This is a genomic window from Enterobacteriaceae endosymbiont of Plateumaris pusilla (assembly GCF_012562765.1).
In the GTDB taxonomy this organism is placed as follows: domain Bacteria; phylum Pseudomonadota; class Gammaproteobacteria; order Enterobacterales; family Enterobacteriaceae.
Window position 1 is genome coordinate 64,043 of the sequence record NZ_CP046226.1, and the last position, 12,670, is coordinate 76,712.

12 protein-coding genes and 2 tRNA genes are annotated in these 12,670 nt (G+C 19.2%); 8 read left to right on the forward strand and 6 right to left on the reverse strand.

The window, feature by feature from the left end; translation table 11 throughout:
* Nucleotides 1-165 precede the first annotated feature (165 nt).
* The 3 genes from GJT83_RS00310 to rplY are packed head-to-tail and all read left to right on the forward strand — an operon-like array spanning nucleotide 166 to nucleotide 2,421.
* A complete protein-coding gene (locus GJT83_RS00310) occupies nucleotides 166-1,095 on the forward strand; it encodes a cation diffusion facilitator family transporter (protein ID WP_168892481.1) in 930 nt (309 codons plus the stop codon).
* 35 nt (nucleotides 1,096-1,130) lie between these two features.
* On the forward strand, nucleotides 1,131-2,093 hold the full coding sequence (pfkA, locus tag GJT83_RS00315; RefSeq protein WP_168892482.1) for a 6-phosphofructokinase: 963 nt from the start codon (nucleotides 1,131-1,133) through the stop codon (nucleotides 2,091-2,093).
* A gap of 34 nt (nucleotides 2,094-2,127) precedes the next feature.
* Nucleotides 2,128-2,421, forward strand: a complete 294-nt coding sequence (gene rplY / locus GJT83_RS00320) for a 50S ribosomal protein L25 (RefSeq protein ID WP_168892483.1) — start codon at nucleotides 2,128-2,130, stop codon at nucleotides 2,419-2,421.
* A 32-nt stretch (nucleotides 2,422-2,453) separates the two neighbouring features.
* Here the strand turns inward: rplY and dapB are convergent, their stop codons facing one another.
* From dapB to ileS, 3 genes are read right to left on the reverse strand one after another with little or no spacing between them, the layout of a single operon-like run.
* Nucleotides 2,454-3,230: a 4-hydroxy-tetrahydrodipicolinate reductase gene (gene dapB / locus GJT83_RS00325; protein ID WP_168892484.1), complete on the reverse strand. Its 777-nt coding sequence runs from the start codon at nucleotides 3,228-3,230 to the stop codon at nucleotides 2,454-2,456.
* Between the two features lie 54 nt (nucleotides 3,231-3,284).
* Nucleotides 3,285-3,746 (reverse strand): signal peptidase II, encoded by a 462-nt coding sequence (gene lspA / locus GJT83_RS00330; protein ID WP_168892485.1) that lies wholly within the window; start codon nucleotides 3,744-3,746, stop codon nucleotides 3,285-3,287.
* Between the two features lie 26 nt (nucleotides 3,747-3,772).
* Nucleotides 3,773-6,550, reverse strand: a complete 2,778-nt coding sequence (ileS, locus tag GJT83_RS00335; protein WP_168892486.1) for an isoleucine--tRNA ligase — start codon at nucleotides 6,548-6,550, stop codon at nucleotides 3,773-3,775.
* A 255-nt stretch (nucleotides 6,551-6,805) separates the two neighbouring features.
* Here ileS and rpsT point away from each other — a divergent pair, with 255 nt between their 5' ends.
* The 3 genes from rpsT to gpmA are packed head-to-tail and all read left to right on the forward strand — an operon-like array spanning nucleotide 6,806 to nucleotide 8,187.
* Nucleotides 6,806-7,069 carry a 30S ribosomal protein S20 gene (gene rpsT / locus GJT83_RS00340; RefSeq protein ID WP_168892487.1) on the forward strand — a complete coding sequence of 88 codons (264 nt, stop codon included), beginning with the start codon at nucleotides 6,806-6,808 and terminating at the stop codon, nucleotides 7,067-7,069.
* A gap of 11 nt (nucleotides 7,070-7,080) precedes the next feature.
* On the forward strand, nucleotides 7,081-7,428 hold the full coding sequence (erpA, locus tag GJT83_RS00345) for an iron-sulfur cluster insertion protein ErpA (protein WP_168892488.1): 348 nt from the start codon (nucleotides 7,081-7,083) through the stop codon (nucleotides 7,426-7,428).
* 57 nt (nucleotides 7,429-7,485) lie between these two features.
* Nucleotides 7,486-8,187, forward strand: a complete 702-nt coding sequence (gene gpmA, locus GJT83_RS00350; RefSeq protein ID WP_168892489.1) for a 2,3-diphosphoglycerate-dependent phosphoglycerate mutase — start codon at nucleotides 7,486-7,488, stop codon at nucleotides 8,185-8,187.
* A gap of 10 nt (nucleotides 8,188-8,197) precedes the next feature.
* Here gpmA and pta read toward each other — a convergent pair whose 3' ends face one another.
* Both pta and GJT83_RS00360 read right to left on the reverse strand, forming a co-directional pair.
* The gene (gene pta / locus GJT83_RS00355; protein WP_168892490.1) at nucleotides 8,198-10,330 is read right to left on the reverse strand and encodes a phosphate acetyltransferase; all 2,133 of its coding nucleotides are present in this window, start codon (nucleotides 10,328-10,330) and stop codon (nucleotides 8,198-8,200) included.
* 49 nt (nucleotides 10,331-10,379) lie between these two features.
* Nucleotides 10,380-11,585: an acetate kinase gene (locus tag GJT83_RS00360; RefSeq protein WP_168892491.1), complete on the reverse strand. Its 1,206-nt coding sequence runs from the start codon at nucleotides 11,583-11,585 to the stop codon at nucleotides 10,380-10,382.
* Nucleotides 11,586-11,807: 222 nt separating this feature from the next.
* On the opposite strand from GJT83_RS00360, the gene GJT83_RS00365 reads away from it, so the two are divergent.
* Nucleotides 11,808-11,878, forward strand: a tRNA-Cys gene (locus GJT83_RS00365).
* 27 nt (nucleotides 11,879-11,905) lie between these two features.
* Nucleotides 11,906-11,995, forward strand: a tRNA-Leu gene (locus GJT83_RS00370).
* A gap of 24 nt (nucleotides 11,996-12,019) precedes the next feature.
* On the opposite strand, the gene GJT83_RS00375 is transcribed toward GJT83_RS00370, so the two are convergent.
* Nucleotides 12,020-12,472, reverse strand: coding sequence for a CvpA family protein (locus tag GJT83_RS00375; protein ID WP_168892492.1), 453 nt, complete (start codon nucleotides 12,470-12,472; stop codon nucleotides 12,020-12,022).
* Nucleotides 12,473-12,670 lie beyond the last annotated feature (198 nt).

A 12,670-nucleotide genomic window follows, 5' to 3' on the forward strand; every position in this document is an offset into this window, starting at 1 on the left:
ATTTATATAATTAATTTTAAATTTTAATAATTTATTTAAACAAAATTTTTAATTTAACATATTTATTATAGAATAAATATTAATGTTAAAGTAAACTATAATTATAATAATATTTATTAATTTTAATCTATAAAACTTATAAAATTAATAAGGATGAAAATAAACATGAATGTTAAAGTTAAAAAAATAATTAAAAAAAATCAATATACTAATTTAGTTACTAAAGCAACAAGTTTAGCTATTTTACTATCTTTAACATTATTAATATTAAAAATATGGGCTTGGTGGTATACAAAATCTATTAGTATGTTAGCTGCTTGTATTGATTCTTTAGTAGATATTACTTCTTCAACAATTAATTTATTTATTGTATTTTATTCTTTACAACCAGCGGATTCAGATCATACTTTTGGTCATGGTAAAGCTGAAGCATTATCAGCTTTAGCACAAAGTATGTTTATTTCAAGTACTACTTTATTTCTGTGTTTGAATAGTATTAAATATTTATCAAATCCTGAAAAACTGCATTATCCAGTAATTGGAATATTAGTAATAATAATTTCATTTTTTTTAACTTTAATATTAGTTTTATTTCAAAGAAAGGTTATCCATAAAACAAATAGTCAAGCAACACATGCTGATATGATACATTATGAATCAGATATATTAATTAATAGTGCTATTTTAATTGCTTTATTTTTAAATAATTATGGAATACATAGAGCAGATTCAATAATAGCATTAATAATAAGTTTATTTATTTTTTATAATGCATTTAAAGTTGGATATAAAGCTATTCAATCATTATTAGATCGAGCTTTACCTAATACAGAAAAAAATATAATAATTAATTTAATTAGTTCATGGCCAGGAGTAAAAGGTGCACATCAATTAAAAACCAGAAAATCAGGTCCAACACGTTTTATTCAATTACATTTAGTATTAGATGATTATTTACCTCTATTAGAATCACATTATATTGCAGAACAAATAGAAATAGCTTTAAATAAAAAATTTCCTAATTCAGATATTATAATACATCAAGATCCATATTCTATTGTTTCTAAAAAATATAAAGGATATTTTAAAAATTAATAGATTAATTTTAAATTTAAAATAATGAGATTTAAATGATTAATAAAATAGGTATTCTTACTAGTGGTGGTGATTCTCCAGGAATGAATGCTGCTATTCGTGGAGTTGTAAGAACAGCAATAGGTAATAATATTGAAGTATTTGGAATATATGACGGATATTTAGGTTTATATAAAAATAATATAAAAAAATTAAATAGACATAGTGTATCAGATATTATTAATAGAGGAGGAACTTTTTTGGGTTCAGCAAGATTTCCTCAATTTAAAAATTTTAAAATACGTAAATTAGCAATTCAAAATATGGAATATTATGGTATTAATGCTTTAGTAGTTATTGGTGGTGATGGTTCTTATATGGGTGCAAAATCTTTGACAGAAATGGGATTTCCATGTATTGGAATACCAGGAACAATTGATAATGATGTAGCAGGAACAGATTATAGTATTGGATATTTTACAGCATTAGAAACTATTGTTCAAGCTATTGATCGTTTAAGGGATACTTCTTCATCTCATCAACGTATATCAATAGTAGAAATAATGGGAAGATATTGTGGAGATTTAACTTTAGCAGCTGCTATTGCTGGAGGATGCGAATTTATTGTTATACCTGAAATTATTTATAATCAAAATGATTTAGTTAACGAAATTAAATTAGGAATAGACAAAGGTAAAAAGCATGCTATAGTGTTGATAACAGAATATATTTGTAATATTAATAAATTAGCAAAATTTATTGAAACAAAAATAAAACGAGAAACAAGAACTACTGTTTTAGGTCATATTCAAAGAGGTGGATCTCCTGTTGCTTATGATCGTATTTTAGCTTCTCGTATGGGTGCTTATTCAGTAGAATTATTATCTAAAGGATATGGTGGTAGATGCGTAGGAGTTATAAATGATAAAATGGTTCATCATGATATTATTTATGCAATAAAAAAAATGCAAAGAGTTTTTAAAAGTGATTTATTAGATACAGCAAAAAAATTATATTAAATTTAAGTTTTATAAATAATTATTTGAGAAAAAAATGAATAAAATAAAAATTTTTAAAAGAAAAATAACAGGAAAAAAATCAAATAAATTATTACGGATCAATGATAAAATACCAGCAATAATATATGGAAATAAAAAAAAAGAAATACCTATTTTTATTAATAGTAAAGATTTATTAAATATAAATAATGATTTATTAAATAATAAATATAAAATAATACAATTAATAAATGAAAAAAACGAACTAATTAGAGTTAAAATTTCAGATATTCAATATCATCCGTTTAAATTAACAAAAATTTATCATATAGATTTTTTACGATTATAAATAATTTTTAAAAACATAATAATATATATTTTTTATAATCCTAATACATCACACATATCATATATTCCTTTTTTCTTAAAATGAGAAATCCATATAGCAGCTTGTATGGCTCCCGTTGCAAAAGGTATTCTATTAGAAGCTTTATGTATTAATTCAATTTGTTCTCCTATAGAAGAAAAAATTATCTGATGTTCTCCATAAATATCACCAGCTCTTATAGAATGACAATTAACTTTTTGAGAATTTTTGTGATTAAAAAATTTTTGAATAATATTTTTCATTGATATTGCTGTTCCTGAAGGACAATCTATTTTGTTTTTATGATGTTTTTCAATAATATCAATATTTAAAGTATTGTTTTGTTTATTAAAAATTTTAGACATATATTTTAATATTTTAAATAATATATTAATTCCTGTACTAAAATTAGATGACATAACAATTCCAATTTTATTAGATAATTTTTTTATTTCTATTTTTTCTTTTTCAGAAAAACCAGTTGTTCCAATTACGATATTTTTATTATATTGATTACAAATATTAACATATTTTAATGTTGCTTTTGGATTTGTAAAATCAATTAACGTATCAAAATCATTAATTATATCCATAATATTATCTTTTATATTTAAATTATATAATATATTTTTAGATATATATTTAATATTAGTATTAATATTTAAAGATTTTTTAGATTCTAAAACTGCATTTAAAGTAAAATTATATTTATCTTGATTTATAATTTTTAATAAAGTTTTTCCCATACGTCCATTAATACCAGATATAGCTAAACGAATTTTATTATTCATTTTATCACAACCTATTTATAAATATAATTATTATTAAAATAATAATTTTAAAATTTAAGTTCTATACAACATATATTTAATAATTAAAAATATTATACCAATAAATATTGATATATCTGCTAAATTAAAAATAGGATAATGTAAATTACCTATATGTACATCAATAAAATCTATAACAAAACCATTAATAACTCGATTAATAAAATTTCCTAATGATCCAGCAATAATTAAACTATTAATAAAATTAATAGATTTTTTTCTTATATTTATATAATAAAATAAAATTAAAACTAAAATATTAATAAATAAAATAATTAAATTATATTTATGATTACAAAACATTCCTAGTATTATACCATAATTATTGATATAATATAAATTTAAATAAGAATTAATATAATACGACTTATATAAATGTAAATATTTAAAAATAAAAAATTTACTAATTAAATCAATGGATAGGATTATCCATATAATTATTATATTTATAAAATTATTCATTTTAAATTGTTTCATAAATTTTATTTAAACAATATTTAGTATTAAATAAATAAACGTGTTTCACCATTACCTTTAATATTTTTTATACAACGGTAACAAATATTATTTGTAAGTTCTATATAATAATACCAACATCTTGAACATTTTTTTCCTATAGCTTTTGTAATTTTAAATTTACTTATTAATGTATTATTATAATTTTTTGTAGATTGTATAATAGTAATAGAAGAAACTAATAAAAAAAAACGTAATTCATTACTTAATAATAATAATTTTGTATAAATATTTTTATTTAAATATAAAATAATATTAGCTTCTAAAGAACTACCTATAATATTTTTTTCTCTTGCTTGTTCAATAATTTTATTTACTTCTATTTTAAATTTAAATAAATCATTCCAATAATTATTATTCATAATTTCATATGAAGATAATTCAAATAATCCAGAATACCATTCTTCTGTAAATACATATTTTGATTTCGTACCAGGAATATAATTCCAAATTTCATCTGCTGTAAAAGATAATATAGGAGCAATCCACCTTACTAAAGCTTCAATTATTAAATATAATGCAGTTTGACAACTTAATCTAGCTATACTATCTTTTTTAAAGGTGTATTGTCTATCTTTAATAATTTCTAAATAAAAAGAACCCATATCTATGGAACAAAATTGTACTATTTCCTTTATTACATTTTTAATATTATATTTATTATAATTACTTACTATATTATTTTGTATTAATTTAGCTTTATTTACAGCCCATTTGTCTAATATCAACATATTTTCTGCTTTTAATATATCTTTTTCAGGAATAAATCCATCTAAATTAGCTAATAAGAATCTTGCTGTATTACGAATTCTTCTATAAATTTCTGTAGTTTTATTTAAAATATTTTCAGAAATACAAATTTCATTAGAATAATCAGTTGATGCTACCCATAATCTTAGTATATCACTACCTAATGAATTTACTATTTTTTGTGGATGAATAATATTTCCTAAAGATTTAGACATTTTTTTACCTTGACTATCTACAGTAAATCCATGACTAATTACTGTTTTATAAGGAGATTGATTATTTATTGACGTAGAAATTATTAAGGAAGCAATAAACCAACCTCTATATTGATCAGATCCTTCTAAATACATATCAATTTTTTTTTTATTTAAGTATTTTATATTTTCAATTACTGAATTATAAGTAGATCCAGAATCAAACCAAACATCTAATACATCTAATACTTTTTCATAATTATTTGCATCTATACCTAAAAAATCTTTTTTATCTAAATCCCACCATGATTGTATACCTTTTTTTTCTATAATTTTTGCTATTGATTCTATAAAATTAATAGAATTATCATGTATTTTTTGTGTTTTTTTATTTATAAATAATGGTATTGGTATACCCCAAAAACGTTGGCGAGATATACACCAATCTGGTCTATTAATTAACATAGTATGCATTCTATTAAATCCCCAATTAGGTATCCATGATACTTTCTTTATTGCATTTAACGCTAAATTTCTAAGATTATTTTTATCCATACTAATAAACCATTGAGGTGTAGCTTTAAAAATTACAGGTATTTTATGACGCCAACAATAAGGATAACTATGTAAGTAATTTTCTGATAAAAATAATGAATTATTTTTAAATAAAATTAATTGAATTATTTTTTCAGAATTAAATATATTAACATTATCTAAATTAGGATGAATTCCTTTAATATAAAATCCTTTCTTATTAATTATATTTACTCCTTTAATATTATTTTTATTACATATATTATAATCATCTAAACCATGATTTGGAGCAATATGAACAATTCCTGTACCTGAGTATTCTGAAATATAATTAGTAATAATTAATGATGAAACATTATTATTAATAGGATTATATAAAAAAATTTTTTTAAAAGAACTACCTTTTATTTCTCCTAATATATTCCAAAATATTATTTTGGCTTTTTGCATTATATTTTTAACTAGATTTTTAGCAATAATTATGATTTCATTATTAATTTTAACTAATTGATAAATAATATTAGGATGTATTGCTATAGCTTTATTAGCAGGTATTGTCCATGGTGTTGTTGTCCATATTAGTAGCGAAATATTAAGATTATTTTTTATATTACAATAATTTTTAATAAAATTAGTATCAATAATTTTAAATTTAATATATAAAGATAATGATTTTTTATTTATATAATCTACTTCAGCTTCGGCTAAAGAAGAACAACAAGAAATACACCAATGTACTGGTTTTTCTCCTTTATATATATGATTATTTTGTAATATTTTACTAAATGTTCTAATAATATTAGCCTCTGTTTTAAAATCCATAGTTAAATATGGATTTTTCCAGTCAGCTAAAATTCCTAATCTAATAAAATCTTTTTTTTGTTTTTTTATTTGTTTTAATGCATATTTTCTACATTCTAATCTTAATTGAGATTTAGAAAAATTTTTATTTAATATTTTTAATTTTTGTTCTACCTTTTGTTCTATAGGTAAACCATGACAATCCCATCCAGGAATAAATGGAGAATTATATCCATCCATATTTTTTGATTTAATAATAATATCTTTTAAAATTTTATTAAAAGCATGACCAATATGTATATCTCCATTAGCATATGGTGGACCATCATGTAAAATAAATATTTTATTTTCTTTTTTAGAATTAAGTATTCTTTGATATAAATTATCTTTTTTCCATTTTTCTAATATAATTAGTTCATTAATAGAAAGATTTGCTTTCATCGGAAATTTAGTTTTTGGTAAATTTAAATTAAATTTATTTTTCATATTATAAATATTTCCTTAAAAAATATATGTATATGTATAATTTATAAAAAATTACTTAATAATAAATATATTATTTATAAAAATTTTAATGAATATATAATATATATTAATATTGAAATTAAAATAAAAATATAATTAATAAAAATTAATTTTATTAAAATTAATTTTTTAGATATACTAAAATAAAATTTAGATTATTTTAAAAATTATATTTGTTTTATAGTAAAAATCAAATTAATTATTAAAGGATATGAAATGGCTAATATTAAATCATCTAAGAAAAGAATTATTAAATCTGAAAAACAAAGAAAACATAATATAAGTTATCGTTCAATGTTACGTACTTTTATAAAAAAAGTAAAAAATGCATTATTAACAAAAAATAAAAATTTAATACAAAAAGAATTTAAACAAATGCAATCTATTATTGATAAACAAGTAAATCGTGGTTTAATACATAAAAATAAAGCTTCACGTTATAAATCAAGATTATATTCTAAAATATGTAATATTATTTAATATATTATAAAATGAAAAATAATTTAATAAATCCACCAATAAAAATTACAAAAATAGCTACTAATAAAATAAAAAGTTTTATTTCAAAAAAAAATAATAAAAAAATTAATTTTAGAATATTTATAGTTGGAGGGGGATGTAACGGATTTAAATATGAATTTATGTTAGATGAAATAATTAATAAAAAAGATATAATAATTAACTTATTCGAATGTTCTATTATAATAGATCCAATTAGCATGCAATATTTATTTGGAAGTATAATTGATTATATTGAAAATATAGAAGGATCAAAATTTATTATTCGTAATCCTCAAGCAAAAACAACTTGTAATTGTGGTTCTTCTTTTGACATTTAATAATCATTATTTAAAATTTTATAAATTATTTGAATATTATTATAAAGGTAATAATGTATGTCTACAATAAAATTAGTATTACTTCGTCATGGTCAAAGTCAATGGAATAAAGAAAATCTTTTTACTGGATGGTATGATATTGGATTATCTGAAGAAGGAATAATTGAAGCTAAACAAGCAGGAAAAATATTAAAAAATTATAATTTTAAATTTGATTACGCTTATACTTCTGTTTTAAAAAGATCTATACATACTTTATGGTTAATTTTAACTGAATTAGATCAAATGTGGATACCTGTTAAAAAAACATGGAAATTAAATGAAAGACATTATGGTGCATTACAAGGACTTAATAAAGATCAAATAACTGAAAAATATGGAAAAAAACAAGTATATAAATGGAGACGTAGTTTTGATATTAATCCACCATCTTTAACTATAGAAGATCATCGATGTCCAAGATACGATTCTAAATATTCTAAATTAGAAGATTATGAATTACCATTAACAGAAAGTTTATCAGTTACATTAAAAAGAGTAATAGATATATGGGTTAATGATATTTTATATAAAATAAAAAATAGAGAACGAATTATTATAGTAGCACATGGAAACTCTTTACGTGCATTAATTAAATATATTGAAAATATTAGTGATACTGATATAGTACATTTAAATATACCTACTGGTATTCCAATAATTTATGAGTTTAATGAAAACATAAAATTTTATAAAAGATATTTTTTAAAAAATATATAAAAAATTCTTATTATTTATTTGATGATTGAATAGATGTTATAACTATAGTATAGATAATATCTTCAATAGAAGAACCTCTAGAAAGATCATTAACTGGTTGATTTATACCCTGTAATATTGGACCTATAGATATTATTTCAGAAGATCTTTGTACTGCTTTATAAGTAATATTTCCTGCATTAAGATTTGGAAATATAATAACATTAGCTTGACCAGCAACTAAAGAATTAGGTGCTTTATATTTACCAATATCTTCTATTATAGCAGCATCATATTGTAAAGGTCCGTCTATAATTAAATTAGGATATTGTTTTTGAACAATTTTAGTTGCTTGAAATACAAGATCAACATCCTTTCCAGTAGAAGAATTACCTGTAGCATATGAAATCATTGCAATTTTAGGTTTAATATTAAATAATATAGCAGATTTAGCAGATTGTATTGCTATTTCCGCTAATTGTTCTGCATTAGGATTAGGATTAACAGCACAATCACCATATATTAATACTCCTTGTTTAAGTAACATAAAAAATATTGATGATATTAAAGAATATTGAGGTAAAGTTTTAATTATTTGTAATGCTGGTCTAATTGTATCAGCAGTTGTATGATTTACACCAGATACTAAACCATCTACTTCACCTAATTTTAACATTATAGTTGCTAAAAATATATTATTTTTTAATAAATTTTGTGCTAAATGTATATCAATATTTTTATACTTCTGCATATTTATAACAAAATTAACATAATTATTTCTGATATGATCAGGATCAACAATATTAATTCTTTTATTTAAAATAATATTATTTATTTTTGCTAGATTTTCTATTTCATTAACTTTACCTAATAATATAAAATTAGCAATCTTCTTATTTGCACATATAGAAGCTGCTTTTATAATACGTAATTCATTTCCTTCTGGAAGAAGAATACATTTATTTAATTTTCTTGCTTGCTTGATTATATTATATTTAAAAATATATGGTGAAATATAATTATTATGTTTTTTTTTATTAAAATTATCAAAAAAAATAATTTTATTTATATATTTTAACATATAATTTTTAATTTTATTAATTAATAATTTATCTTTTAGTGGAAAATAATTTTTATTAAAATTTTGTAATTTATAATATATTTGCCAAATATTTAAATTTATATTTAAAAGTGTTATTTTATTTCTTATACTTAGATGGATTAAATCATCAATAATTTTTTTATTATCAATAAAAGTATTTTCTTTATATTCTGTAAATAAAATTGCTGTAACTAAATTACCATTAATAATTAATTTATATAAATATTTTAAAAAATTTAGATTTTTAATAGAAACAATAATTAAATATTCAAAAAAACATTTTTTATTTATAAAATTATTATCTATAAATATTGTAGATTTTATTTTACAATCATTAATAATATTAATTATATTACAATTTAAATATTGACATATTTCTATTATATTAATTTTAAATATAGTAGATATTTTTCCCCATGGAATATATGTAAAAGATGTATTATTCTTTAATAAAGAAGAATTAATATTTTTTATTATTTTTTTTTCTATATTATCTTTTTTTAATAAATTATAACAATAGAAAAAAGGATTATTATTTTTATGAAAAGATTTTTTAATAATATATAATGAATTACATAGTTGTTTTTTACTTAAAAAATTATTAAAAATAGAATTAATTTTTAATTTTATTTCTTCAAAAGTATTTTTTTTTAACATTGATGTAACAAAAATTATATCTGCATTTAAAATTGTTGCTATTTTACAATTAAAATTAAATAATAATTCTTGTTCTGTACAAGTAGGTATTAATCCTTCTATTAAGATAATATTATTTTTTATTTTACTAGAATAAAAATTTTGAATAATATTATCTATAATGTCATTATATTTTAATATATTATCTAATTTTTCAATATTTAATGATTTTATACAATCTATAGTAGTAAATTTCATTAAAATCTTTTTTGTATAATCAAAAAAATTATTTTCTATTTTAGAAATAGGATTAAAAAATTTACATTTTAAATTTTGTGTTTGTAAATTATAAATTAATCCTAAATTTACACTGGTCAAAAAATTTACATCAACATTAATAGGTATTGAAAAAATAATTTTTGACATAATTACATCTTTCCTTTATAAATATTTATTTTTAACATATAAAATATTTTTAATTATTAATAATTATAAATGTATCTTTTGCAATTAATAATTCTTCATTAGTTGGTATTACTAATATTGGTATACTATTATCATTATTAATAAATCCTGTTTTACCATGTATTATATAGTTATTTAATTTTTTATTAATATTTATACCTAATATTTTTAATTTTTTTATTGTTAATTCTCTAATTAAAATACTATTTTCTCCTATACCACCTGTAAAAATAATAGCATCTAATTTATTATTCATTAATACAGTATAAGAAGCTATATATTTTGATAAACGATGTACAAATATTTTTACTGCATTTTTTATTTTTTTATTTTTTAAATAATTATTTTCAATATATCTAAAATCACTAGTTATATCTGTTAAACCTAACATACCTGATTTATTAGTTAAAATATTTTCAATTAAATTAATATTCATTTTTAATTCTTTATTCATATAAAAAATAATAGCTGGATCAATATCTCCACATCTTGTTCCCATAACTAATCCTTCTAATGGAGTTAATCCCATTGAAGTATCTACACTTTTACCATGATAAACAGCAGTTACTGATGATCCATTTCCCAAATGACAAGAAATACAATTAAAATCATTAATTGATTTTTTTAATATTTTAGATCCTTCTTCAGAAACATATCTGTGACTTGTTCCATGGGCTCCATAACGACGTATTTTATATTTTTTATAAAAATATAATGGTAAAGCATATAAATATGATTCTTTAAGTATAGTTTGATGAAAAGAAGTATCAAAAACTGCAACTTGTTTTTCTTTTAAATGAGGAAAAGATTTTAATGCTTCTTCTATACCAATTAATTGAATTGGATTATGTAATGGAGCAAATATACATGCTTCCTTTATTCCTTTTAGAACTTTATTATTAATTAATACAGATTGTGTAAATTTTTCTCCTCCATGAACAATACGATGTCCAATCGCAATAATATTATTAAATAATATTGGATACAAAATTAAAATTTTATTTGCTAAAAAATTTAATGCTATTCCATGAGAACTTTTTTTAGTTAAAAAATATTTTTTTTCAGAATTATTAATTTTCCATTTAATATATGCTTTAATACTATTAAAATATTCTGCAATACCAGATAATAAAGTTTTTTTATTTATAGGATCAATTATAGCAAATTTTAAAGAAGAACTACCACAGTTAATTACAAGTATTAATTTAGATGACATAAATTATCCTAATATATATTTATAAAATATCATTTTTATAGTATATAAAATTATAAAAAATAAAAATATAATATTTATTATTATATAAAATATAACTTTAAAATTTTTATATATAATTTTTTATTAAATTATAATAATATATTTATTGCAATATTTATAAATATCGTTTTATAATATTTATAAATTATTAAAAAAAATTTTTATTTGTAAAAATAAATATATGGCGCATTGGCAGAATGGTTATGCAGAGGATTGCAAATCCTTTTATTTCGGTTCAATTCCGGAATGCGCCTTTTTTTAAAATATTATTTTTTTAAAAAGCCCAGATGGTGGAATTGGTAGACACAAGGGACTTAAAATCCCTCGACATATATATTGTTGTGCGGGTTCAAGTCCCGCTCTGGGTACCAAAATAATTAATAATATAAAATAAATTACCGTATATTATTTAATAAATTATTAAAATAATAAAATAATTGTGGTTTCTTTTTTAAGATATTTTTATAATATTCATTATTACAATAATTTAATAAATATAAAAATATTAAGATTATTACAATACTTCTAAATATACCAAAAATTAAACCAAAAATTTTATTTATTTTATCTAAAGCAGATTTATTTATTTTTTTATTTAAATAATAATTTATTATATATCCAATAATTAATATTATTACAAATAAAATAAACATAGAAATACTATTTCTAAATAATAAATTATCAATTCCATATATATTTTTAGATAAAAAATAATAGTATTTTTTAGATAAAAAATATGCACAAAACCAAGTTAATATTGATAATGTTTCTTTTAAAAAACCTCTAAACCAACTTGTTAAAGTTGAAATAATAATAATTATTATTAGAATATAATCAATCCAATACATATTATTTTATGTATACCTCAATTTTTAATTATAAAAACTTTATTTTAAATATTTATAAAAAATTGTATTTTATAATTAATATATAATTAATAACCATTATTTTTTTAATATATTTAATATAAATAAATAAAATAAAAAATTCATTATTTAATTTATATTTTAAATTTTAAATTTATTATTTTTAATATTTTATAAATT